Below are 24,184 nucleotides of genomic sequence, written 5' to 3' on the forward strand. Positions count from 1 at the left end.
ATAGGCTTCGACCCCATCGTCGTTTGCAAATAACAATAATGGCAATGGCCCATGCAGCCTGTTGCAAATGGGATGGCATATTCAGCTGAAGGTTTGGACGTATCAAACTTAAGCGTTTTTCTTATGCCCACTACTAATGTAGATTTAGCAATCCGGTACCTCTGAAAATCAGTATCGCCTGGAAGGTTTCTTACCTGATTATGAGAGGTGGTATAGCGAATTTCTACATCCATTTTTTCAAACTTTTCTTTCAATTCCTGCCCAAGGGGATACTCTAATGCTTTAGGTTCGAAGTATACGAGTTGAGGTGTAAACGGTTTATTCATCACACAATCCCCATTCTATTCAAATCCAAAATACTGTTCGTAAGCCAGCATCGCATCAGACTCACTAGTGTACACAGCCATTTCAGTTGTTAATGGATAATAGGTTTCATATAGAAATATAGCCAGTTCACCAGGATTCTCTGGATTATTCACAACGGCCGCTTCCTGCACATTAGCCACGTCCTGAGTATGAGGATTACGATAAAAGACGTAGACAATGTCACCTAGATTATAGGAGGTATTCTCCTGATTTACTTCCATTATCTTCACCGTCCATAATATCAAATTTTTTACAACTGAAAAAAACGCCGCTGACACCGGCGTAAAAATTCTTTAATTAGAGGGTCTGTCTTCAGATTTATTGGTTAGCTCCTCAGCCGTAACATCTGGTTGTCCGTAACCTGTAACCTTCCCTGCATGTTCCTCATGGTACCTTGAACCTGAACTGGATTGATGAGCGGATTGCCCTTTTTGCATCTCGCGATTAGTCTGTTCTTGATTTGGCAATGTAAGCACCTCCTTTATTCATTAGGATTTGTTACATCCCTGAAGTTATTCGAAGAATCATAAAAATCGAGATAATAAAATACCAATTTCTCTTTGAAAAATAGGTATTTTATTCAACTCCTGGTTAAGAATAGTAACAAACCTTTCTAATATAGGAGTGATGAAAAGATGATTAAGTTACAAACAGAAATTGAAGGAAAAAGGGCCTACTTTGGAGCAGTTCGCGATATTTTTCATTCTTATGGCTGCAGTTTTTGCAGTAATTTTGATTATGACCAAGGGAAATTCGATGCATTGTTATACCGTGATGGCGGAGAATCTATTTATCTAAGGGTCCCTATCTATGTCTTGGATGGGGCCTTAGACCACTCCGGTGCATTGATTGAATTTGGAACCCCTTTTGTCATCAAACATGTCGTCAATATTGGATTAGATCACGATGAAAATGCATTCATCACCGGCACTACCGGGCTTGATCAATTTCAGACCCCATTAGATAAAGACGGCTACATCTATGATAAAAGCAGATGGGAGAAAGCAGGTAAAGAAGCAGTCCAACAAGTGTTGGGTTCGATCAATGGGTTATTAGTCTCCTAATACTTCCAGATCAAAAAAAGGATATCCAATAAAAAGAAAAGCGCCTGAATTAGACCATTCAGGTGCTTAACATTCTTTTACTACAGCCACTAAAATACCTCGTGACACTTCGTATCATCTTAAGTAAAACGAAGAACCATCAATAACTTCCACATCATCCCTCGATTTAATCTCTTTCATTAATTGAAACAGGGCTTCGTCTTTTCTTTTTGCCTCAATCATGCAATCGATCTGAGGAATACTTCCCTTAATTTCTTTTAGAAAATGAATGAACAAATCCAAATCAATATAATCCGCATGATGGAGGAATTCTTTTAGACTTTTCGGACTTGAAATATGCATTTTCATCGGTAACGATGAATTCCTCCAAGTTTGGATGACCCGGTCCCAGTGTTCTTCCCAATGGGCATTACGATGGTGGGCAAGGTGATGATGATAATCAAATACAAGGGGAATGTCCAGTTTCTCACATAAGTAAAGAGTATCCTCTAATGTGAATGAGGTATCGTCATTTTCAAGCATAATCATTTTTTGAATCGATCTTGGGACAACCATCCAATTTTCGATAAACCGTTCGAGGGAAGTTTCTGTATCTTTATAATTTCCGCCAACATGCATCACACATCTGTGGGCAGGATCAATCCCCATCCCCTTTAAAAGTAAATAATGCATTTTTAAAGTCTGAATGGAATTATTTAATATTTCTTTCTTCATCGAATTAATAAGAACAAAGTGATCTGGGTGAAAGTCAATCCTAATTCCGTGGTCTTTGGCAAAATTACCAAGCATACGCAGCTGTTTTTGCAATGGTTTCATATAATTCCAATCAGAAAGCTCATCATGATTCGCCAAAGGGATTAGACGCGAAGTGAGCCGGTAAAAATGAATATCTGATGCGGCATTATGCTTTAAAATTCTGAGTGTATGTTCTACATTCGACAGCGAGATCCGTTCTAGTTTCCGAATGGCAGCTTCACGGTCAGTAATTTTCTGGAATTGTGCAAAGGTCATTGTTTGGGAGGGGGATGCGTTTTTTAATTCCATACTCATGGCTACATATCCTAAACGTATAATCGTCATATTTTCACCTCATTCCCCTGCCCTTCTTTTTCACCATTCCACTTCACCGCCAGAAAGACGCTTGACTCCCCGAATCGAAGCGATTTCTTCAATAAGTTGCAACATCGCCAGGTTCTTTTGCTTTGCTTCGATCATAATATCAAAGTCTTGATTAAATCCTTTTGCCATTTTTAAAAAAGGCAGAATAAAGTCAATGGAGACATAATCTGCATGTGAACGATAGGCTTGATCTGACTTTGGCGAAGAAATATGAACTTTTGGAGTCGTATTCCATGTGCTAAAGATTCGTGGTAAAAAAAGCGAAAGGTCAACTTCCCCTTTATTCGCCATATAGTGGTGGTAATCAAGAATCATCGGGATCTTTTCTTTTTCACAAGTAACCAGTGTTTCTTCAACATCATAGGTCTTATCATCATTCTCGAGTGTCATCTGCTTTTTAATATCGCTTGGTAATTTTTTTATATTTTGATGAAATCGTTTGATTGACGTTTGTTTATCCCCATAAGCGCCGCCAATATGAATATTGATAATGCCTCTATCCTGAACCTTCATAGCTTCGAGCATCCTAAAATGATATTTCATATCTTTCACCGCATTGACGGTCACTTCTGTGCGTGGACTCGTGAAAAGTGTAAACTGATTGGGATGGAAGCTTGGCCGTAGTTGAAATTGGTTGACCAATTGTCCAAGTTCCTCCCATTCATTTTTGAAAGGGGTAACGAAATCCCACATTACCTCCGGATGGGTGGCTAAGGGGACAAGTGAGCTTGAAAACCGATATAGTTTAATTTCGTGCGCGAAATTATAATACAAAATTCTTTTTGTATGAAGTAAATTCTGCGCCGTCACTTCTTTGAGTTTCTCCATTCGCTCGTGTTTGGGAAGTGCTGAATATCGAGCAAAGGTTAAAGCTTTCGAAGGGCTGGCATCCCATAAACCTAGTGCATTTGCCACATATCCAAAACGAATCTTCATCATCGTTCCCCTTATATAGATTCAATATAAGAAATCCTTAAAACTCGCCCAAGATGAACTGGCTAATAATTAATCTCTTGCAAATGCTTTGGGCGGTGATTCCATCCATCCTTTTTCAATTAAGATATTAGCTCCGTCATCGACAAATAAGCCAATGTTTATGAGAGTTCTTCCATATAACATCCCTAAATCTCTTCTTCCGTTTACCGCAAGTGAATTTCCAAACGACCTGATCTTCATCGAGAACATATCCACTTTATGAAATAACATTATTTTATCGGAAAAAGGAGGATAGGTTGAATTTGTAACTAAATGGTCTATATATGATGGAGTATGCAGGTTTTCTATTTGAAGTTTTTCCATATACTGTTTTACCGATTTATCAGTCATATCCAAACCCCGTTTAAACAAAGCCTTTATTTTTTCATCTTTAACGGTTTGATAAAATCCCAATAATAATGCCTTACTTGTCGTGTTATTTTCAATGTTATCATAAAGGTGGGTAATTTCTAAGGCATGTAATGTTCTGACATCGCCTACAAAACCATTTAGGTAATTTTGCTTTTTAATAAAGTCGTTTCCAGCCGGTATAGGGATAATAGGAGGTTTGGCAATTAACTTTTTTTCAAATAAAACATTATTAATCTGCCCTAACAGGATGGTCGTGCATTGATTGCAATAAACAAAAAATTCCCTAATATCCTCCCTCATGACTAATGGAACCGCTACTGCATAAATACTAAGTCCTGCCTTAGCCGCATATTTTAAATAATGCACGTAGAACGCATCTTCAAATAAACGTGGGGCTCCAAGATTTACGTCATCATTCGTAAACCCTGAAGGTGTAGGGAAATCAACTTTCTTAAAAAAACCTTCTACCCTCTGCATAAAGTCCTTAGATAAGGCTAAGCCATTTTCCAATAGCGTTCTAATATATTGGTCCTCGCAATGTTGTAGAAAATAACTTAAGATTTGACTTGACATACTATTTCCAACATATGTAACCCAAAGTTTACCCATTTCCACTGATGTTAAAGAATGAGATTCGTCTAATTCCTGTGTAGTTAAATTTATTGGTTTCATGATATCCATTGGGTTGATAATATCCATCAGTAATCCCCTTATCCTATTTTAGTTTAGGATTGCCATTGCAAAATTCTTCTATTCTAACTTTGGAAAAGCTAAATCCTATATAGGGATAAACAATAAAAAATGACTATCATATAACTTACATTTGATAGTCATTTTCCTTAAATGTTTAATGTTTGTGTTAGGAACTTAGTTTATGTTGATTATTTATATTACCATCTAACAATCACCATGTTTGGTAAGATGCAATGGAGGAGGAATCAACCAGCCCTTTTCCTTATTTAAACGAAGGACCTTTAATCCAAGTGCTGCTTTTTGAAGATGAAATTGGCCATACATCAGGGCTACATCTTCCCTGATTGATTTACCCATCACTTGACTAAATGCCACTAATCCAGCAGCGATATCAACCGAGAGTGTTGCCGCGATAGCTGGGTCAGGGATTCTAGCCCCAACTGGGATATCCTCTAAACATGCTTGAGGCGGCTCGGGTGCCGCTGGAGGTAAACCTACACCATTCTCTTTTAATAGTTCTTCCACTTGTTTCTTTTCCTGCTGGCATAATTCTACTGCCTCTGCTAATAACTTTTTCAAGTCATCGTCCCCTGCATGGTTGATCATTGTTTGATACCCAGCAATCATACCATTGCCCGCTAATAATGAGGCCCAAAGATCAAAAACTTCACCATAGTGCAAAGGCTCTTCCATAGGATTTCCACTTAAAATTCCCATCGTTGCCCTCCTTAGTGTATAGGTAAATTTATTCATAAACAGTGCCACCTTTCCTAAAGCACAATGGTATTTTGTCCTGCACTAACGTTTATCATTACTTACATTTTCTTCTATTAATTTTAGAAAGGCCGAAGTTGATTAACCACTAAACAGAGATCTAAACATATAAGGAGAAGACTGCGAATCCACAGCAATAAAAAAACACTTAGATGACTATGTCATCATAAGTGTTTTTTTAATCCTTTTTTAATTTGGATAAATCGGTTTCTTCACCGAATTCAGTAGCATAATTTAAGTTGTTGGTGCCTTGGCGATTTACTTTATGCTCTTCCTTCCGCATTGGAACAAATAATAGGCTTATACAAATCAGCCCGCTTAATCCAACAAGAGAATAGATTACTCTTGATAAAAAGGCGCCTTGCCCGCCAAAAATAGTAGCTACTAAATCGAATCTAAATAAACCAATTAATCCCCAATTGATTGCTCCTATTATCACAAGAACTAAGGCAATTTTGTGTATCAGTCTCATGGTTCTACACCTCCTTTTTTATCTTCTTTCAAAGACGAGTACGGACTGTACTCGCCTTCATTTCTAACGGCGGTGTTCTACAAGGTCAATTACTCCTAATACCACGTGTGCTAGACCAAAACCGAAAACAGTATTAGCTACCATTTTATTCGACCCGCGTTTTTGCTTTAATGCATAACCTGTCGCAGTTACTGCAGTCCCTAAGGCGGTTGGAATTAACCCTTCACGAATATTCATCGCAATTCCCCCACATCGTCATTAGTCGGTGTTTAAACACCTATTTTTATTTTTTCCTGTGCAGAAAGAAATATTCTACCTAACATTTTGGGAAAAGTTTATTGGTTATTCACGATCGGAAAGATATTTCCAACTGCTTGGATATCTCCCTGTGGTGCAGGGCTTAAAGGATAATACCCCTTCGCAACCATATATTGCCAAATATCATAAGCATGACGGCTGCTGTTTAGAAAGGCATTTTCGAGAAAAGTTCGTAAATCGGGGTTCGAACACTCTAATACTGCTCCTGCATAGCCCTTTGCTGCAGCTTTTTGATTCAATAAGTAACTTGTGGCAATTTCCCTGTCATTGTGTTGTTGTGCATATAATCTAACCTCTACAGCAGGAAAGTTTGGTGCGGGTGGCTGTGTATAGGAACTTAATTTAGGATGCAGGACAGTTGGCACAAACTTTGTAATATCCGGTGTTGTATTGCTTTGCAAAAATTCGGCCTTCAAATTGTAATCCGCTATGTGCTTTGGAAAATGCAGCTGTAATAGCTGTTTAAGTTCTGGATCCTGCGCTTGCTCAATAAAACTAGACATACATGTGATCGTGTTATAGCAACTCATGACTAATTCACTTAACTCATGGAACTCATGTCCTGCCAATTGCATAATTCTTCCTCCAATCAAATCTAAGAGTCATGCCAATTTTTCACTATCTGATAAGTTCTGACCAATCTTTATGATTTTCAATATTCCATTTAAATATTCCCCGAAAATGTTACAACGGTTAATGATATTTGCAAAAAGGATGGAACGGATTTGATTTACATTCGTCCATTTTATTAGAGGTGATCTGAATGAGAAGATTCACAAGTCTGTTTATTGTCCTTATGATTATATTGACAGGCTGCCGGTCGAGTCCATTTGGCCAGCATGTTCAAATTGATTGGGTCGATTTTATTAAGTGGAATGGAAAAACGTACGATGGGATTTACAACGGAGCATTAGCCGATGCAAAGAATATTGGTGAAAAACTCGGGGAAGTAAAATTTAAAGTAGCAGATCATGTCACGGATCCGGAATACAAGCTCAAAAATGGGGATGCCGCCTTTCATGACAAAGGAACGGGAATTTATGCGATTAAAGAGGAACCACACCTTATTGCGGTGAAGTCAGCTAGAGCGATTAACGGGTATCAAATTTATTTTTCAAGAGATGACCTAAAAAACCAATGGCAATTTCAAGATATGCCAATGGAAAAGGTCAGCCAGATTGAAATCTTTCTGGCCTATACAGACACTCCCAAACCTATTGCGGTAATAACTCAACCTAAAGTTTCACAGTTTCTTCAGCTACTAAACAACAGTCAAGCAGCGCCAAACTTTGAGCCAAATACGGAAAATGGTGATCCTGTTTACAATCATATGGTGTTCTATACAGGGGATGCAATTGCCTATATGTATGACATAAACTTTGATGGTCATACCTATTTTTGGCATCCGGATGTAACAGCTATTTTATCAAGTGAAATGAAAGACTTTATACCAGCAAACTGAAGCAAGAAATGGTGGAAGGTACATTGGAGTACTAAGTGAAAGAAGAAAACTTGGGAATTTATTAACAACAGATGGAGTCATTCCATTTTTTGCCGTTAATTATTAATATGAAATCAACTAACAGCTATAAAAAGAGTCCAATTCGCAAATTGGACTTTTTTTTCGTGTTATTTACTTTTTTCCATAATGGCAAAATAATTGTTTTCCGGATCGGCAAAATTAAATACTTTGCCACCTGGCATATTGACCAATTCGCCAACAGTGATATTTTTATCGGTAAACTCTTTATATAATTCCTCGAGATGATCCGAGAAAAACATAAGCGACGGAGTACCCAAATTTAATTCAGGCTGCATTTTTGCAATTAATTCCTTATTATGTAGGACGATACTCGTTTCTGCTTCCTTAGTTGGAGCAATTTCAATCCATCGCATACCTTGGCCGTTATTTTGATCAGAAAGAACTGTAAACCCTACTTTTTCTGTCCAAAATTTCAATACCTCGTCTTGGTTGTTTACATATAACATAACTTGTCCGATTTGATTAATCATTGACTTCTCTCCCATCCTAAAAGGTCAAAAAAATTGTTTTCTTTTTCATTATACATTTGATTATAAAGGTCTAAACCATAAATTGTTCAATAATGGCAAGAAATAAACTAATTCTTAAAAATAAAGAACAAATGACGGACAATATTTCCTCCGCCATTTGTTCTGGGAGTTCGTTACGCCCCTGGTGAACGGTTTTCAAATTCATAATCAACCGGTTGAGGAGCAACTCTCGAATGCTGTAAAGCTGGAGTATCAGGACGCGCAATTTGATAGACGGCTGCACCAACAATTTCAGCTGTTTCTTGCAGTTTATTTTTGTCAATTTTATCAATCGTATCTGCCGGCGTATGATACCATGGCTCTAGCGGCGAGTGGATAAATAGAGCTGCCGGAATTCCAAGCTCATGGAATGGCTGATGGTCACTGCGTCCCAGCTGGCCATACGGAACAACTTCACCCAATGCCGTTCTTGCACCTGCCGCGGAAGCGAGATCGGTGACAGTATTTTTCTTACCATCAATCGTATACATGATTAACCCGTTGGCAGCATGATCACCCCCGGCATCCTTACTGCCGATCATGTCCATTTGGAAATGGGCTACAATTTTATCCGCTTCTTCATCAGTTAATGTGCTGGCATAGTGGTAGGAACCTAAAAGACCCTTTTCCTCGGAGCCGAATGTCACAAAACGGAGTTCTGTATCAATCGGCATGTTGGACATGACTCTGGCAAGTTCTAATACCGCTGATACACCGGAAGCATCATCGTTTGCCCCAGGCCCGCCTGGTACAGAATCGTGGTGTGCGCCAATCATAACAATTTGACCGGTATCTTTGTTTTTATGCGGTTTCATTTTGGCAATAACGTTATAGGAGGTTTTTTCAACAAAACCTGAACCAGATACTTTTAATTGAGCTGTAAATGACTCAGATTCTAATTTCTTTACTAAATCCAAACCTTGGGCTCTCGTAATGCCAACTGCCGGAATATTTTGACCATAGCTGGCTTGGCCAAATGCATTGGATGTACCGGTATTGTTGTACATTATGACGCCAACCGCTCCTTTATCCAACACATTTTGGATTTTTTCAACAAAGGGATTATCGCCGCGTTCAATCAAGGCAATTTTCCCTTTTACCGAATCCGGTACTGTGCCGGGAAGTGCTTTACCTGCGTTCACCACTTCTGCGATCGCTTCACCGCTAAATGATCCAGAAAAAACGTATGGCTTTAGATTTTGTCCGCCAATTTCTAATACTCCACTTACATTATTTCTTACCACATCATAGAATGGAAAAGGCTGCAGCTCAGTCTCATACCCGTATTTTTCAAACTGGCTTTTTATGTACTGTGCTCCCTTTAGCTCTCCTGGAGTTCCTGCTGCACGAGCTTCCTTCGATAATAGATCAATCGTGTTATACATGTTGTCGGCACTAATTTTCTTAATAATTTTGTTGTCAAACGCAGATGCTGCATTCGTGTTTGGCGCCCCGCTCTGCCCCTGTGCATATACTCCATTAACACTTAAGACTAGTCCTGCAGTTAATAAAACTGACGCTACTTTTTTCTTCTTCATTTAAACCCTCCTATTTTTTCTGAAAATGAAAACGTTTCCCGTTGATTATCTTTTAAATGAATAGATTAGTAAACTTCAATAGTTCTACATAAAACAAGAATATTCAACATTTTCAGTAACATTTTTCCTACATAAAGAAGGGCTATAATGTAGAAATTTGTTGGTTAATAGTGAACTAGTAAGAAAATATAGGCATTACTAATCAACGATAATAATCAATATATTTCAATAACAAAAAGCCGGCGCTTCGCCGGCTTCTATATTTCCTTCGTTTTTAACAGCTCAAAATGGTTCAAAAATATTTTGTCTCGTTTCCGTTTCTGTTAAAATAAATACACTATCATTTTCAATCATAAAGGGGAGTGTGATTGATTTGTCTATATCTTTGAAGTCTATTACTCAGGAAAACTGGCATGATTGCATTCAATTACAGGTTTCCGACGATCAGAAATCTTATGTTGCTTCAAATGTATATTCGCTGGCAGAATCGAGGTTTGAACCATCTTTTACGCCGATGGGTATTTATTTGGATGCTAGAATGATAGGTTTTCTTATGTATGGAAAAGATCCGGATGATGGAACGTATTGGATTATCCGTTTTATGATTGACCAAACGGAACAAGGAAAAGGATTTGGCAAGCAGGCACTGGCCCATACACTCACCTTTTTAAAAGAACTGCCCGATTGCAGTCCGACGATTATTCTTGGTGTAAAAGATTCTAACGTTGCGGCTTTAAAGCTTTATCAATCATTCGGCTTTAAGGATACCGGCCGGCGAGAACATGGCGAAATATTGTTAGAATTTGTTATTTGAACTACTGGAACAAGTAGTTGCTGTTGCTAATAAATCGGTCACATTTAGAGCGCCGCGTGACCGATAATAGCCTAGTAAAAAGGTCAATTAATCTTTTTACTCATGTTATACCAAGTGACACCTCCGTGCTCGGAGTTTGATACACCATTGTTGAGATATCCTTGGCCTTCATAGAAACCAATTAAATTTGCTTTACATGTGAGGGTAATTGTTTCACGTTTGTTCGCTCTTGCTTCTTTTTCAAGATGTGCAAGTAAGGCTGTTGCAACGCCGCGTTTTTGAAACTGCGGTGACACAGCGAGTCCTAGAATTGTTTGATGACCGCCTGACGCAGGATTTGCCTCTATTTCACTAAACAGATCATCCGAAATAAAGGCAGCTTCAATGACGGGCCCATTGATTAAACCGACAATCTCCCCTTTCTCTTCAGCAACAAAAAAACTATCCGGAATGCGTAGAATTCGCTTTTCAAACGCTTCATTCGTAGCAGCTTCTTCTTTTGAAAAACACAGTTGTTCAATCGCTGCAAGTGCTGGTAAATCGCCAATTTCTGCATTTCGTATTTTTATCATAACTTCTCCTCCCCTTTCGGTTTTTAACAGATCATTTCCCCTTTTCTTCCCTCCGATGAATTAATACAAATATACCATAGGGAGAATCGTCTATACACATTTGCCTGCATCCACATAGACTATTTTGTGTTAGACATGAAAAGGAGAGATGATTATGGAACATAAGCCATATGTAAGTTCGAATACAATGCCAAATAATCCGATGGTAAGTCCGAATATTATGCCAAACCAGCCTACTTTACCCACTAATGTTCTACCGAATATACCCTATGTAGCACCACAAGTGTACCAGCAGCCAAGTTGTTACCCAGCATATCCAATGCATGATGCTTGTTGTTATCCAATGTATGATCCTTGTTGTTATCCAATGTATAACCCCTGCTGTCCACAGCCGATGTATAATCCGTGCTGCCCGCCGGCATATAACCCTTGCTGTTACCCCATGTATCCAGGGTGCTGCTAATCCATTTAAATTTTTAGATCGCAAAAATGATCCACCTCCGTTTACGGTGGATCATTTTTATTTTTCACAGCTTACCGACCTTAAGAAACCTATTTAAACACACCCCATTGTTTTACAACTTGCTCTTCTGCTAAGCGTTTAATTTTTTCACAGCTCATTTCTTTGTTGGCGATAACATTCGTTTGATAATTTTTTTCTTTATAATTGACGGTTACGATTACTTCTATCATCGTGATTTGTCTCCTTTCATAAGCTAATTTTAATAACCAGCTGCTTTTTGAGATTCGGTTCGTAAAAATGTCCGAAGGCTGCGTGGGAGAAAACTGCGAATTTCTTCCTCATTAAATCCAACCTGTAATCTCTTTTCGTCCTGGATTATTGGACGGCGCAGGAGTTTAGGATGATTACTAATTAATGTATACAGTTCTTGAAGTGGCAAGGTTTCAAGGTCCACCCCTAATTCTTGATACGTTTTTGAGTTTGTAGAAATGATTTCATCGGTCCCCTCCTCTGTCATAAGAAGAATGGATTTAATTTCATTTTTCGTGAGGGGGGCTGTTAGCATATTTCGTTCAATGTAATTAATTTGATGCTCTTCAAACCACGCCTTTGCTTTCCGGCAAGAAGTACAGCTAGGTGTCGTAAACAAGGTGACCATTTTTGAACCACACTCCCTTAGTACAATTTATAAATAAAGCCTCTTATATCTCAAATTACACTATTATCAATTTGAGATAATCGTGTTAAAAAATTGTATTTAAAAAATATACAGTTTAGCGACGCATTCATTTTTGGTGCTATTCTAGACTCTTAATTTTTTGCAAAACATGGTTAATTGTAATCTGGTTTAAATAGGCTTGCATATGCTCCTCTGCCTCAACAAAGATTTCATCCATTACACTCTGGGTGTTTGATGAAATCACACATTCTTTTTCAGGATCGCCTGTACACCAATGTGGCTTTAGTGAACCTGATGAAATGGCCAAATAGATTTGCGATAAGGTTGTTTTATCAGAATCGCAATTTAATAAATAGCCTCCGCCAATGCCTTCTTTTGTTTTTACAAAGCCTTCTTTCCGTAAAATCCCCATGACCTTACGTATTCTTGCCGGATTTGTACAGACATTTTCGGCGATGGTTTCACTGTTTGCCATATGATCAGGTAAGTTTGCTAATAAAACCAGACTATGCATAGCAATAACAAAATCACTATTCATGTGAATTCATCTCCATTCCTTCTCAACTGATCATACTGTAATTTTAATATATACAGTTAAATTAATCAAGGTTTAATATGTGGAAATCAAACGTAATAATTTTTACCAATTTTTCCACAAAAAACGCTATAATAGGACTACCATAGTATCATTTAATGAAAGGTCTGATTTCGAGTGCAAATAGAATTTGGAAATACAACTATACATATTTCGTTAGTGATTCATGTTATTTTTTTTGCCGTCATTCTATATTTCCTTTGGAAATGGAGTAAGGAATTAGAGAATCGAAGTTTTACTATTTTCCTATATTTCTTGATTAGCACCTACATCTCACCCCTTTACTCTCATTACACTTCAGATGATGGTAAATTTGAACTATGGTTCCCGTTAGGCTTTGTTGTGATATTGATTTATCTATATGTAAGAAAGAGAAACCATCCTGCGAAAATGAAAGCAAGTTTATTAGGACTGGCAGTAGCCATTTATAAAATAATTGGTGTGTACATAGATATGTGATGGTTTAATAAATTCTTTAAAAATTTTTTTACAATCGAATGAAAATCTTCCACTCTTCCCCAATTTCAAAACAAGGCTCTTCCATATGGAACAAGCACCGAAAATTGCAATAAAATAGAAGTAACAAATGTTCGGTAATGAAAGGAATGGGAGTGATGGACAATTGGGAATCATTAATGGAAAGAAAATGCTTGACCGCATCGATCAAATGAATACAGAAATTTGGGTTGACGGAGACAAAATACAAGGCAAGCTGTCTGAGCATCCTGCTTTTAAGGGGATTCTGCAAACAAAAGCCTCTCTTTACGATTTGCAAAATGAACAAGAATTGAAAGAACAAATGACGTTTAAGTCCCCTGAGACTGGCGAACCGATTGGACTCTCCTACCTGCAGCCAAAAACGAAAGAGGATTTAAGACGAAAAAGGAAGATGTCCGAAATATGGGCACGGCACACTCATGGGATGATGGGGAGAAGTCCTGACTACATGAACAATGTTATCATGAGCTTCGCCTCCTCCTCCGCCCTACTTTTAAGGGGCAAGGAAAATTGTTTTCCAGAAAATATTCTAACATTATATAAGCAAGCACAGAAAGAAGACCTTTCCTTTACACATACGTTTATTACTCCACAAATCAATCGTTCTCAGTACAATTTTGATTCTTCCAATGAGCCGATCTCCGCTAAGGTGATCGACCGAAATGAAAAGGGAATTGTGATTAAAGGGGCCCGGCTGCTTGCGACCCAAGGCGGGTTAACCGATGAAGTGTTGGTCTATACAGCACCGAGAAAGTTCATGGAACCGGCTGAATCCTTCGCCTTTTCCATCCCTTCTAATACAAAAGGATTAAGGTTTATTTGCAGGGAATCCTTTGTCGGTGGCGAGTCTAATTTTGATCATCCACTAAGCTCCAGATATGAAGAAATGGATTCCATAGTTGTTTTTGACAATGTTTTAGTACCATGGGATCGCGTCTTCTTTTACGACAATATTGACGCGGCTGTTGACTTCATGTTCCATAGCTCGTTTCACCACTTTGCCACGCATCAAGTCTTGACAAGGCAAATTGTCAAAACAGAATTTATTTTGGGCATTGCAGAACTCTTGGTTGAAACGATTAATGTTAGCGAATATCAACATATCCAAGAAAAGCTTTCTGAAATGATCATCGGACTTGAAACCATGAAAGCACTCGTAGAGCAGGCTGAAAATCATGCAGAAATTGATGAATGGGGCTATATGCGTCCAAGTTTACTCCCCCTCCAAGTGGCTAGTAACATTTTCCCTCGAATCTATCCCCGCTTCTGCGAGATTGTTCAACTGATTGGTGCTAGCGGGATGGTTACATTACCAACCGAAAAGGCCTTCGAATCTGAAATTAGTGCAGACCTAAAGCAATATCTTCAAGCAGTGAACAAATCTGCCGACGAACGAGTGAAACTCTTTCGCCTGGCCTGGGATCTTACGATGAGTTCATTTGGAACAAGACAAACCCAATATGAAAGGTATTTCTTTGGAGATCCGGTTCAGTTGGCGAGCAATCTTTACAGGCACTATCCTTTAACTAAATACGTAAACAATATCAATGATTTTCTAGCATAATCGGAATAAATGGAAACGCCCAGTTAACAGTAACTGGGCGATTTCAATATTTTTATCTGTGATGGCTGTTAACATAATAATTCATGTTAAAAATTTTATTTTTTGGTAAGGTGAGCTTCTTTGTCAAATGCCCGTTGAGTGCTAGTAATCATTTTGTTGACTGCACTAAACAGTGCTTTTACAGACGATGTCATGATATCAGCGTCGATGCCGCAGCCCCAATGAACAGTACCATCCATTACCGTAATTCCAACATATGATACGGCGTTCGACCGTGAACCAATTTCTAGCGCGTGCTCTTTGTAGACTAAATCCTTATACTGAATTGCAAGTTCAGTCTGTAGAACATTGCTGATGGCATCGAGTCTTCCGTTACCTGTTCCAGTAAATTCATGGATCTCACCATCCATCCGGATCGCAACAGCCGTTTCATACTGATCATTTTGCATATATCTATATTGGATAAACTCGGCTGGCGTATGAATATTCACATACTCCCTCATAAAGATGTCATAGATTTCAGTTGGCATCAGCTCTTTATGCAAACGGTCTGATACATTTTTAACATGATAACCGAAGTTTTCACGCATTTTAGCCGGTAGATCAAGCCCGTAATGCTGCTCCAGTATGTAGCCGATCCCGCCTTTACCGGATTGGCTATTAATCCGGATAATATCTCCTTCATACTCTCGGCCTATATCCTTTGGATCAATTAATAGATAAGGGACCGTCCAGTACTGGCGTTCTCCGTCTTCCCTCCATTTCATCCCTTTGGCAATCGCATCCTGATGAGAGCCTGAGAAGGCCGTAAAGACAAGTTCACCGCCGTATGGGTGTCTTTCGTGGACTCTCATTCTTGTTAATTTTTCATACTTAGAAATGATTTCACGGATATTTTCAAAATGAAGCTGTGGATCCACCCCATGTGAATACATGTTGATGGCAAGCGTGACGATGTCGACGTTTCCTGTTCTTTCGCCATTTCCAAACAGTGTACCTTCGACTCTCTGGGCTCCTGCAAGCATCCCAAGCTCTGCATCTGCCACTCCAGTTCCTCTGTCATTGTGTGGATGAACGGACAGGATGACATGGTCACGGTAGTTCAGATGATCGCTCATAAACTCGATTTGACTGGCATAGACGTGCGGCATAGACATGGACACTGTCGCTGGAAGGTTGATGATTACTTTGTTGTCAGCAGCAGGCTGCCAAATATCAAGGACCCGGTTGCAAATGTCAAGTGCAAACTCCATCTCCGTGCCCGTGAAGCTTTCCGGCGAATATTGAAATTGGAAGTTCCCCTCGGTCTCAGCCGCATATTTTTTTAGCAACTTCGCCCCTGTGATCGCAATCTCGATAATTTCATCTTCAGATTTTTTAAATACCTGCTCACGCTGTGCGACGGAAGTCGAATTGTAGAGGTGAACCACTGCCTTGTTGACACCGCGAAGCGCTTCAAATGTCTTTTCAATTATATGTTCTCTTGATTGTGTCAGCACTTGAACCGTTACATCCTCCGGAATCATATCCTCCTCGATTAATGTCCTTAGAAACGCATATTCTGTTTCGGATGCGGCTGGAAAACCCACTTCTATTTCCTTGAAACCAACCTCCAACAGCATTTGAAAATAGTCCAGCTTCTCCTCCAAACTCATCGGGACAACCAGCGCCTGATTTCCATCCCTTAGATCGACACTGCACCATGTGGGAGCTTCCGTAATATATTCCTTCTCCGTCCATTTCAAGCTTTGCACCGGGGGCATATAATAGCCTCTTGAATACTTTTCAACATTTTTCATATTCACGACCACCTTTTCGTTTTTATCGTCCCATTTTTGAAAAAATAAAAAAGCCCATCATCTCATAAGAGACGACAGGCTTTGCCTACGTGGTACCACTCTTTTTGATTCGTTTTAAAACAAAACAAAACGAATCCACTTTACGACACGATTACGGCGGTCAACCGTTAAGGCCTACATTTCAGCCTTACCACTCCCGGGCGAGTTGGGGAATTTATTGACTGTCTTTCACCAGCCGACAGCTCTCTAAACAATAATGGTTCCTTAATACTCCCAATCATCGTGTTTATGATTTGTTTGAAATTTTTTGATTTTTCTCATTCTATAACGGATAAGGAAAATAATCAAGACAAAACGGCAATTCTTTTTTTACAAAAAAACGAAATCGTCAAAATCCCTTTATCTGAGAATAATAAAAAATAGTGACCATTTCATATCAGCATTATCAAAAAATAATTCAAAAACCCCCGGGTCAAATGAATCCGGAGGTTGTGAAAGAGTGTAAATTGTTATATTAAGCCGCTTTTTTGATTTGGATTTTTTTACCTTTTTTACGCCATTCCTTATATTCAGCAGTTGCCGTGAAAAGCACATCTGTTGATGAATTAAGAGCTGTTTCGAATGAGTCTTGTAAAACACCAATGATAAAGCCTACTCCAACGATCTGCATCGCCACATCATTTGGGATTCCGAACAAGCTCGCTGCTAGAGGAATCAATAATAAGGAACCTCCTGCAACCCCTGAAGCACCACAGGCACATACAGCAGATAGAACGCTAAGAATAATGGCTGTAGGAATATCCACATGAATGTCTAAAGTATGAACGGCTGCAAGCGTCAATACGGAAATCGTAACCGCAGCACCGGCCATATTGATCGTTGCACCTAATGGAATGGAGACAGAATAAGTATCCTTATTCAAACCTAAGTTTTCACATAATTTCATATTAACAGGAATATTCGCCGCGGAGCTGCGTGTAAAGAATGCAGTAATTCCGCTTTCCCTGATACACTTGAATACAAGTGGGTACGGGTTTTGACGAATCACGACGAACACCATGATGGGATTGACCACTAAGGCAACAAAGAACATACAACCAATCAATACGGCAAGCAATTTGCCATAGCTTAGCAATGACTCAATTCCATTTGTCGTAATAGAGTCAATTACAAGTCCCATAATACCAAGTGGAGCCAACTTGATTACCCATGTTACCATTTTCGATACAGCATCTGAAAAATTAGTAATCATTGTCTTTGTCGTTTCTGGCGCATTTCTTAGGGCAATGCCTAGGACTACCGCCCAAGCTAAAATACCGATATAGTTTGCGTTAAAAATGGCTTTCACTGGATTATCAACAACGTTTAGCAATAAGGTTTTGAGAACCTCTACCACACCGCCAGGAGCTGCTAAATCCTCCGCACCCTTTGCAAGTGTTAAACTTACTGGGAATATATAGCTTACAATAACCGCAATGAATCCAGCTAAAAAAGTACCTAATAAATAAAGTCCGATAATCGATTTCATGTTCGTTTGCTGACCACTCTTATGCTGCGCGATGGCTGACATAACTAAGAATAATACCAAGACTGGGGCAATAGCTTTTAACGCACCTACAAATAAAGATCCTAAAATAACAACTGGTTTGGCTGCTCCTGGAACCGCTACAGCCAGAATAACACCAATAATTAACCCGATAATGATTTGTTTGACCAGACTGATTTGATTCCACTTTTTCAATAAATTTTTCATAGATGTCCCCCTGCTAGTTTTTTAGATGGATCCTCATACTCACTCTCCACCATTTCTCAACTAAACTATAAATGATTTCAATAGTAGTATAAAGAATATTTAGATATATTACAATACTATTTTAAAATCATAATAGACAGAAAATTTATAAGGTTCTGATTAATAGGGGTTACTTTTTGACAATGCTTTTATTACACGTTTTCTCCTGTGTTGCAACTTCCACTTTTTATTGGGAGTTCCAGCAACTTCCTAATATCAATGGGTGCATGGAATTCTCCACTTGCTCATTTTTAGCCCAATAGTTTCTGCCGAATCTGCATTTCTTGAATATGAATGTCCTTATTGATACAATCACTCATGCCAACAAAGTATGATAAAAAGTGAGGAAAACTATATGAATGATGTAATCGAAACAATTCTTAATCACCGTTCGATCCGCCATTTCGAGAACAAGGCATTGACAGAAGAACAAATAAAGACAATTGTTACCTGTGCACAAGCTGCTGCCACATCAAGCTTTATTCAGGCATACTCTATTATTGGAGTGAAGGATCCTGTTAAAAAGAAGAAATTAGCCGAACTTGCGGGAAATCAAGAGTATGTGGAAAAGAACGGCCACTTTTTTGTATTTTGTGCTGATCTTTACCGGCATTCCATGATTGAGGAAAAGGAAAATAAAAACCTAGAAGTATCACTTGAAAGTACCGAAAAATTTATGGTGGCGTTAATTGATACCGCTCTTGCTGCCCAAAATGCTGTGATTGCTGCTGAATCCCTTGGGCTGGGAATTTGCTATATTGGCGGGATTCGCAACAACCTAGAAGAAGTGAAGAAAATCTTAAATATTCCTGACCGAGTCATCCCACTGTTTGGGCTGGCCGTTGGATACCCTGCCAAAATAACCGGTCAAAAACCTAGACTTCCATTTGAACATGTTTACCACGAAGATGAATATGAGCCAAACAAAGAAATTTATTTACAGCAGCTGGATGAATATAATGAAATCATCGCAAACTATTATCTGCAAAGAACGGATGGAGTTAGAAAAGATCGCTGGACAGAACAAATGGCAGCAATGCTTGAAAAGCAGACTCGTATGTATATGAAGGATTTCATTCAAAAAAACAAACTAGATTTACGATAATTCACCACGGGGACAGTTCTCGTGGTTTTTATTGAGGTTCGTTAAGGCCACGAGAACCGTCTCCATGGACTTTAAAAAATGATAATGTAATCAGAAATTCAGGAAAATGTAACCTGATATTAAAATAGATGAAAACGAATTATGGGATAATCATGACTTCAAGGGTTGTTAAGTTGAAAACCCCTTCTTCATTTAATAATTGATTCTTTTACCAAGGAGTTGCAAGATTTGACACGATTAAGAAAGAAAAGGAAACGAGTAAGATGGCGAAGAGTGTTTGGGGCCCTTCTTATTTTAGGTATTTTAGTAGTTGGCCTATTTCATCTAATTCAATACATAGGTGGAACAATTAAAGCCGTCAACCAACCACTTAAAAAAGTGGAAGGAAAACAACCATTTCAAGGTGAGAAAAATAAATTAGATGAAGTCAATGTTCTTTTATTAGGCAGTGACTCACGTGGAGAAAAACATGCTCGCACGGATACAATTATGGTTGCCCATTATGATCCGCAAACGCATAAAATCAAACTTATTTCTCTAATGCGCGATATGTTGATTTCTGTACCAGAACATGGTCAGCAAAAATTAAATGCAGCTTATTCGTTTGGAGGTCCTGAATTGCTAAGTGAAACAATTAAAGAAAATTTCGGGCTCGATATTCAATATTACGCGATGGTAGACTTTAAGGGATTCGAAAAAGCGGTCGATCTGCTCGTGCCAAATGGCATTGAAGTAGATGTCCCTTACGAGATGTCTTATGGCATAGAGACGAAGTTAGAAAAAGGCAAACAACATTTGAATGGTCAAGAGTTGTTAGGATATGTCCGTTTTCGCCATGATCGATTAAGTGACTTCGGTCGAATTCAAAGACAGCAAGAAGTGATTTCAAAACTAACAGATGAAGCTGTAAGTCTACATAGTGTAGTTAAACTTCCTAAGCTTTTAGGTCTTACAAATAAATACATAGATACAAATATGGATAGTTCAACCCTTTTGACGATTGGAAAAGACATAGTTACAAAGAAAAGTAGAGAAATAGAAACGATACGCATACCAGAAGATGGCAGTTTTCAAAATAAACGGGACGAAGAGCTTGGAGACGTATTAGAAGTAGACTTCAATCAAAATAAAGAAGCACTTAATCAATTTTTAGGAGGATAAAAGCCACGGGTACTCGTGGCTTTTATCTTCCTAAAGGCCGCAATAACCGTCCCCAAGGATCAAAGGACTAAAAAGTATTGAATTTGATTTGACGAGATCGGTGTAATGGCCATTAGGCGATATCCTATACTTAGTAATTGCGATAAGGTTTCCGCACAATTATGGCGCGGCGGCTCAATCGGAGCGTGGTAACTTTTATAAAGATGAATTAACTCATTATTATTTGTACAGTGAAGCAAGACAACATGCCTTCCTGTCCATGCTTGCCCGATTATAGGTTGAATTTGGGTTTCCCGTTTGTTTCTCATATTGAACACCTTCAACAAATTGATTCAATAGTTTATGAATGAGAAATTGTCCAATGTTCATGAACCTAATAAACAATATTACGAGCTCTCCTTTGAAAAATACCAGACACAGAATAAACGTGAGATAAAAAATGCCAGGCATATTGTACTCCATGAAATATACCATTCCCAGTGTATGTATTTGATGAGATCTGTGTATTTTTCAATAATGACTTCAAAAATCGTCAATAAAGAACTAAATCCGATATAATATCCCAATTGAATTGGGGTACTTCGTTCATTGGGATACCATACATTAAAGACGGAACATATGATTGGAAAAGCAAAATACTCAAACGTGAAACTAGTCCGATTGATGGAAGCAAATAATCGAATAGGATATTCAAGCATCCCGAATTCTACAACTAATAAACCAAAAAGAAATGTAATTACCTGTTTGAATAAAAACGCTACTACAGCAAGTCGAATTTTATTTTTCGGTATAAAGAATGGAATCGCTGCTGTCACAGCATAAACCGATAGCAAAATCCACCATTCAATTCTCATTAGCCTTCCACCGCTCCGCCTGAAATAGGGCTTTGTCCTTAAAGAACCAATTACAGCAAGCTTGACTTACGTAAAAGAGAAACACTATGTATATCCACATCCCGGAGTACGTTATGCGTTCATATTCTAATAAATCGGTATATCTCTCGAGAACAATATCAATCAACGTGATAACAGAAATCCAAACGAAAAAGTATGTCAATCTAAACGCTAGACTGCCCTTTACTCTCCTGTGGACGTAAAATATGGCAAACAATGAGGGATAAAAAAAATAATCGATTGTAAGGGGAAGATCTGTCGCCTTTGGCAATTCCCGTACAGGAGCACTTAGCAAACCAAGCTTAAAAGAAGGCATATCGCAAAGCCATATGACTGCTTGAAACATTAAAAACGCTAAGAATCCCCTCCGCCGGTCTTTGCGTGGAATAAACAGGATCAAAGCAATAATGGTGAACAGCCATATTGCTATAAGGATATAAAACTCCATCCGCATGTTTCAGAAACTCCCGTCGCGAGAAAATGATGAATGTTATTAAAAGTATTTTCCATTTTCTCTATTCCTATTCCATTGCATGACCACAGGGATGGTTCACGTGGCTTTTAGTGAGGTTAGTATGGCCCCAAGATCCGTCCCCATGGAATTCCTAACACCTTACATATTTCCGCTTAAAACCAAGCTTCCCTCTATCTATTTCCTTTTGTATATTTTCGGAGGCTTGTAGGATGCTGCTTTTTTTCTTGTCCCGCTTGATTTCAACTGGGCCTACTGACTTAGCGGTTTCGACCGCCTTCTCATGGAGAGGCACATATGAAATCGCGACTGTGTAGATAAAATTATTCATTGCGGATTTCGTCCGATCAGGAGAATCGTGAATCGTATTTTCCACTTGTTCAAGCATACTCGCAAGCTTGCTGGCGCTAAATTCACTGTCCGGGCGATTCCCCAAAAGCCAGCAGTAACAACTCCACCCTGCCGACATTCTAAGTTCTTCACCGCTAGCGATCCATTTATCGGCAACAACTTGCGCAATATCGGTTTCTGCCAAAGTGACGGCCACCACATAATCGGAAAGCATATAAAAATACGCCGAATCTATCCAACGCTCAAAATCAGCCTGCGTCATCGTTTTTGGATCCGCAATGATGCCGGCAAAATACATAGCATCGTAGTTCCCGGTGGCATAAAGCTGCTCGGCCAAAGGCTGATTTTTCTTGATTATCTTTGCGATCGGCTTCATTGCGCCAGTAGCCACGCCAAATAGCGGCTCGTGTGCACCATTGCTTATGTAAGTCTTTTTCGTTCGTTCCTTACCAAGGGCTTCTAGTTCCTGCATTACTATTTCGAAATCCATTGATTTGCACTACCTTTCCCTACTTATTATATCCATTGTACTGTAATACCTGTTTTAAAACATACATTCAAAAACTGAATTCCGCAATCCTGCATGCTTATAGAAAAATGAATGCAAAAAGGACTTCCATGGATTTTTCCATGAAATTTATTCCTTCGCTTCGTTTTATTTCCTAGTTTATGACACTTATTTAGGTATATTGTCACAAAGCAATTCTTAATGTAATACTGTTCATCAAATTAAAATGAATTGTAATGCTATCGTTCTGTAAATGAATCATATGCCATGTTAGGGTTATATCATGAGAATTTTACAGGAGGTAGCGCACAGCATGAAGAATTCTTTTAAATCATTAGTTGTAGCTGGTGTAGCTACAATAGCCTTAGTAGTACACACTAATACCGCGATGGCGATTACCCAATCTTTCAATCAAAATGATCACAGCCTTCCGGTATATGATATACAAAATAGTTTAACCATTGGAAATAAAGGGCTATTACATGATATTTCTATTGGAGAAATCTTGCAACCGCAGAACTTATCCATCCAATTGGCAAAGCCTGCGATAAATGTAGCTGCAAAAGCAGTAGAGTTACTAGCGGAACCATCAAAACCTGCAGCTGAGACGACAAATGATTCGTCAGTAGCAGAAGAAAAAGCGGCTCAACCAATTGATCCTAAAGTGGAGGATCCAACTGAACATAAAGTGGAAGCTCCAGTGGAACCTAAAGTGGAAGCTCCAGTTGCAGAGCCTGCAACACCAGCGGTTTCTATTTCAGATAAGGAAAAAGACTTATTTGCCAGATTAGTCGAAGCAGAGGCAAAAGGTGAGACGTATGAAGGAAAAGTAGCCGTTGCAACCGTCGTGTTAAATCGAGTGGAGTCCCCTGAGTTTCCTGATACGGTGACAGAGGTAATTAATCAAGTAGTCGGTCATGCTTATGCCTTTTCACCTGTTCAAAATGGTGAAATTAATAAACCGGCATCTGAAGAGTCAACTCAAGCAGTAGAAGAAGCACTAAATAGAAAAGATACGTTAAACGATTCTATATTTTTCTATAACCCTGAAATTGCAACAGATAATTGGATTCGATCCCGTGAAACAGTTGAAACAATCGGGAATCACGTATTTGCAAAATAGCAGGAGAATCATAAAAATGGCGTGCCAAACTGACAAAAGTCAGGGCACGCCA

31 protein-coding genes and 1 other annotated feature are annotated in these 24,184 nt (G+C 38.8%); of the genes, 8 read left to right on the forward strand and 23 right to left on the reverse strand.

All coding sequences use genetic code 11. The annotated features are described in order from the left end of the window. From ACO1D1_RS21395 to ACO1D1_RS21405, 3 genes are all read right to left on the reverse strand, one after another. On the reverse strand, nt 1-326 hold a 326-nt coding region (locus ACO1D1_RS21395; RefSeq protein WP_423337037.1), incomplete at its 3' end, for a spore photoproduct lyase family protein. A 15-nt stretch (nt 327-341) separates the two neighbouring features. Then, nucleotides 342-587 (reverse strand): transcriptional regulator SplA domain-containing protein, encoded by a 246-nt coding sequence (locus ACO1D1_RS21400; RefSeq protein WP_149870195.1) that lies wholly within the window; start codon nt 585-587, stop codon nt 342-344. 72 nt (nt 588-659) lie between these two features. Beyond that, on the reverse strand, nt 660-833 hold the full coding sequence (locus tag ACO1D1_RS21405; protein ID WP_423337038.1) for a hypothetical protein: 174 nt from the start codon (nt 831-833) through the stop codon (nt 660-662). Nucleotides 834-1,001: 168 nt separating this feature from the next. Here ACO1D1_RS21405 and ACO1D1_RS21410 point away from each other — a divergent pair, with 168 nt between their 5' ends. Beyond that, complete coding sequence (locus ACO1D1_RS21410) at nt 1,002-1,430, forward strand: YugN family protein (protein WP_149870194.1); 429 nt, start codon at nt 1,002-1,004, stop codon at nt 1,428-1,430. Nucleotides 1,431-1,544: 114 nt separating this feature from the next. Here the strand turns inward: ACO1D1_RS21410 and uvsE (ACO1D1_RS21415) are convergent, their stop codons facing one another. From uvsE (ACO1D1_RS21415) to ACO1D1_RS21445, 7 genes are all read right to left on the reverse strand, one after another. Next, the gene (gene uvsE / locus ACO1D1_RS21415; RefSeq protein WP_423337039.1) at nt 1,545-2,510 is read right to left on the reverse strand and encodes a UV DNA damage repair endonuclease UvsE; all 966 of its coding nucleotides are present in this window, start codon (nt 2,508-2,510) and stop codon (nt 1,545-1,547) included. A gap of 30 nt (nt 2,511-2,540) precedes the next feature. Beyond that, on the reverse strand, nt 2,541-3,485 hold the full coding sequence (uvsE, locus tag ACO1D1_RS21420) for a UV DNA damage repair endonuclease UvsE (RefSeq protein WP_423337069.1): 945 nt from the start codon (nt 3,483-3,485) through the stop codon (nt 2,541-2,543). A gap of 69 nt (nt 3,486-3,554) precedes the next feature. Further along, entirely contained in the window at nt 3,555-4,595 is a 1,041-nt protein-coding gene (locus tag ACO1D1_RS21425) for a DUF3231 family protein (protein WP_223820959.1), read from the reverse strand. A gap of 198 nt (nt 4,596-4,793) precedes the next feature. Continuing rightward, nucleotides 4,794-5,306, reverse strand: coding sequence for a DUF3231 family protein (locus ACO1D1_RS21430; protein WP_149872689.1), 513 nt, complete (start codon nt 5,304-5,306; stop codon nt 4,794-4,796). Between the two features lie 235 nt (nt 5,307-5,541). After that, on the reverse strand, nt 5,542-5,835 hold the full coding sequence (locus tag ACO1D1_RS21435) for a DUF378 domain-containing protein (RefSeq protein ID WP_149870191.1): 294 nt from the start codon (nt 5,833-5,835) through the stop codon (nt 5,542-5,544). Nucleotides 5,836-5,898: 63 nt separating this feature from the next. Next, nucleotides 5,899-6,072, reverse strand: coding sequence for an asparagine synthase (locus ACO1D1_RS21440; RefSeq protein WP_149870190.1), 174 nt, complete (start codon nt 6,070-6,072; stop codon nt 5,899-5,901). A 98-nt stretch (nt 6,073-6,170) separates the two neighbouring features. Continuing rightward, entirely contained in the window at nt 6,171-6,728 is a 558-nt protein-coding gene (locus ACO1D1_RS21445; RefSeq protein ID WP_149870189.1) for a spore coat protein, read from the reverse strand. 188 nt (nt 6,729-6,916) lie between these two features. On the opposite strand from ACO1D1_RS21445, the gene ACO1D1_RS21450 reads away from it, so the two are divergent. Further along, nucleotides 6,917-7,615 (forward strand): hypothetical protein, encoded by a 699-nt coding sequence (locus ACO1D1_RS21450; RefSeq protein ID WP_423337040.1) that lies wholly within the window; start codon nt 6,917-6,919, stop codon nt 7,613-7,615. Nucleotides 7,616-7,782: 167 nt separating this feature from the next. On the opposite strand, the gene ACO1D1_RS21455 is transcribed toward ACO1D1_RS21450, so the two are convergent. Together ACO1D1_RS21455 and ACO1D1_RS21460 are read right to left on the reverse strand one after the other, a co-directional pair. Further along, nucleotides 7,783-8,166, reverse strand: a complete 384-nt coding sequence (locus ACO1D1_RS21455) for a VOC family protein (protein WP_423337041.1) — start codon at nt 8,164-8,166, stop codon at nt 7,783-7,785. Between the two features lie 173 nt (nt 8,167-8,339). After that, entirely contained in the window at nt 8,340-9,743 is a 1,404-nt protein-coding gene (locus ACO1D1_RS21460; protein ID WP_149870186.1) for a M28 family peptidase, read from the reverse strand. Nucleotides 9,744-10,128: 385 nt separating this feature from the next. On the opposite strand from ACO1D1_RS21460, the gene ACO1D1_RS21465 reads away from it, so the two are divergent. After that, the gene (locus tag ACO1D1_RS21465; RefSeq protein WP_423337042.1) at nt 10,129-10,557 is read left to right on the forward strand and encodes a GNAT family N-acetyltransferase; all 429 of its coding nucleotides are present in this window, start codon (nt 10,129-10,131) and stop codon (nt 10,555-10,557) included. 83 nt (nt 10,558-10,640) lie between these two features. Here the strand turns inward: ACO1D1_RS21465 and ACO1D1_RS21470 are convergent, their stop codons facing one another. The 5 genes from ACO1D1_RS21470 to ACO1D1_RS21490 form a co-directional block, all read right to left on the reverse strand. Next, nucleotides 10,641-11,129, reverse strand: a complete 489-nt coding sequence (locus tag ACO1D1_RS21470; protein ID WP_423337043.1) for a GNAT family N-acetyltransferase — start codon at nt 11,127-11,129, stop codon at nt 10,641-10,643. A gap of 245 nt (nt 11,130-11,374) precedes the next feature. Beyond that, nucleotides 11,375-11,551, reverse strand: a complete 177-nt coding sequence (locus ACO1D1_RS21475) for a hypothetical protein (protein ID WP_423337044.1) — start codon at nt 11,549-11,551, stop codon at nt 11,375-11,377. Nucleotides 11,552-11,681: 130 nt separating this feature from the next. Then, the gene (locus ACO1D1_RS21480) at nt 11,682-11,822 is read right to left on the reverse strand and encodes a BA3454 family stress response protein (RefSeq protein WP_149870182.1); all 141 of its coding nucleotides are present in this window, start codon (nt 11,820-11,822) and stop codon (nt 11,682-11,684) included. 29 nt (nt 11,823-11,851) lie between these two features. Next, nucleotides 11,852-12,250 (reverse strand): transcriptional regulator SpxA, encoded by a 399-nt coding sequence (gene spxA, locus ACO1D1_RS21485; RefSeq protein WP_149870181.1) that lies wholly within the window; start codon nt 12,248-12,250, stop codon nt 11,852-11,854. 139 nt (nt 12,251-12,389) lie between these two features. Beyond that, nucleotides 12,390-12,809, reverse strand: coding sequence for an RrF2 family transcriptional regulator (locus ACO1D1_RS21490; RefSeq protein ID WP_423337045.1), 420 nt, complete (start codon nt 12,807-12,809; stop codon nt 12,390-12,392). Nucleotides 12,810-12,983: 174 nt separating this feature from the next. Here ACO1D1_RS21490 and ACO1D1_RS21495 point away from each other — a divergent pair, with 174 nt between their 5' ends. Both ACO1D1_RS21495 and hpaB read left to right on the forward strand, forming a co-directional pair. After that, nucleotides 12,984-13,325 (forward strand): hypothetical protein, encoded by a 342-nt coding sequence (locus ACO1D1_RS21495; RefSeq protein WP_423337046.1) that lies wholly within the window; start codon nt 12,984-12,986, stop codon nt 13,323-13,325. A gap of 163 nt (nt 13,326-13,488) precedes the next feature. After that, nucleotides 13,489-14,928 (forward strand): 4-hydroxyphenylacetate 3-monooxygenase, oxygenase component, encoded by a 1,440-nt coding sequence (gene hpaB / locus ACO1D1_RS21500; protein WP_423337070.1) that lies wholly within the window; start codon nt 13,489-13,491, stop codon nt 14,926-14,928. A gap of 95 nt (nt 14,929-15,023) precedes the next feature. Here the strand turns inward: hpaB and ACO1D1_RS21505 are convergent, their stop codons facing one another. Beyond that, complete coding sequence (locus ACO1D1_RS21505) at nt 15,024-16,727, reverse strand: 2-isopropylmalate synthase (protein WP_423337047.1); 1,704 nt, start codon at nt 16,725-16,727, stop codon at nt 15,024-15,026. Between the two features lie 64 nt (nt 16,728-16,791). Further along, nucleotides 16,792-17,017: a binding site (T-box leader), on the reverse strand. A 224-nt stretch (nt 17,018-17,241) separates the two neighbouring features. After that, nucleotides 17,242-18,480: a serine/threonine transporter SstT gene (gene sstT, locus ACO1D1_RS21510; protein ID WP_423337048.1), complete on the reverse strand. Its 1,239-nt coding sequence runs from the start codon at nt 18,478-18,480 to the stop codon at nt 17,242-17,244. Between the two features lie 394 nt (nt 18,481-18,874). Here sstT and nfsA point away from each other — a divergent pair, with 394 nt between their 5' ends. Both nfsA and ACO1D1_RS21520 read left to right on the forward strand, forming a co-directional pair. Then, nucleotides 18,875-19,624 (forward strand): oxygen-insensitive NADPH nitroreductase, encoded by a 750-nt coding sequence (gene nfsA, locus ACO1D1_RS21515; RefSeq protein WP_423337049.1) that lies wholly within the window; start codon nt 18,875-18,877, stop codon nt 19,622-19,624. Between the two features lie 228 nt (nt 19,625-19,852). Further along, complete coding sequence (locus ACO1D1_RS21520; RefSeq protein ID WP_423337050.1) at nt 19,853-20,785, forward strand: LCP family protein; 933 nt, start codon at nt 19,853-19,855, stop codon at nt 20,783-20,785. Between the two features lie 59 nt (nt 20,786-20,844). Here the strand turns inward: ACO1D1_RS21520 and ACO1D1_RS21525 are convergent, their stop codons facing one another. From ACO1D1_RS21525 to ACO1D1_RS21540, 4 genes are all read right to left on the reverse strand, one after another. Beyond that, the gene (locus tag ACO1D1_RS21525; RefSeq protein WP_423337051.1) at nt 20,845-21,093 is read right to left on the reverse strand and encodes a hypothetical protein; all 249 of its coding nucleotides are present in this window, start codon (nt 21,091-21,093) and stop codon (nt 20,845-20,847) included. 78 nt (nt 21,094-21,171) lie between these two features. Then, the gene (locus ACO1D1_RS21530; protein WP_423337052.1) at nt 21,172-21,639 is read right to left on the reverse strand and encodes a CBO0543 family protein; all 468 of its coding nucleotides are present in this window, start codon (nt 21,637-21,639) and stop codon (nt 21,172-21,174) included. Further along, on the reverse strand, nt 21,629-22,132 hold the full coding sequence (locus ACO1D1_RS21535) for a CBO0543 family protein (protein WP_423337053.1): 504 nt from the start codon (nt 22,130-22,132) through the stop codon (nt 21,629-21,631). The genes ACO1D1_RS21530 and ACO1D1_RS21535 overlap by 11 nt, the downstream gene beginning before the upstream one ends. 151 nt (nt 22,133-22,283) lie before the next feature. Next, entirely contained in the window at nt 22,284-22,991 is a 708-nt protein-coding gene (locus tag ACO1D1_RS21540) for a DNA alkylation repair protein (protein WP_423337054.1), read from the reverse strand. A gap of 331 nt (nt 22,992-23,322) precedes the next feature. Here ACO1D1_RS21540 and ACO1D1_RS21545 point away from each other — a divergent pair, with 331 nt between their 5' ends. Continuing rightward, nucleotides 23,323-24,132: a cell wall hydrolase gene (locus tag ACO1D1_RS21545; RefSeq protein WP_423337055.1), complete on the forward strand. Its 810-nt coding sequence runs from the start codon at nt 23,323-23,325 to the stop codon at nt 24,130-24,132. The last annotated feature ends 52 nt before the right edge of the window (nt 24,133-24,184 follow it).

The sequence above is a fragment of the Neobacillus sp. 19 genome (assembly GCF_049463095.1).
In the GTDB taxonomy this organism is placed as follows: Bacteria; Bacillota; Bacilli; order Bacillales; family Cytobacillaceae; genus Neobacillus.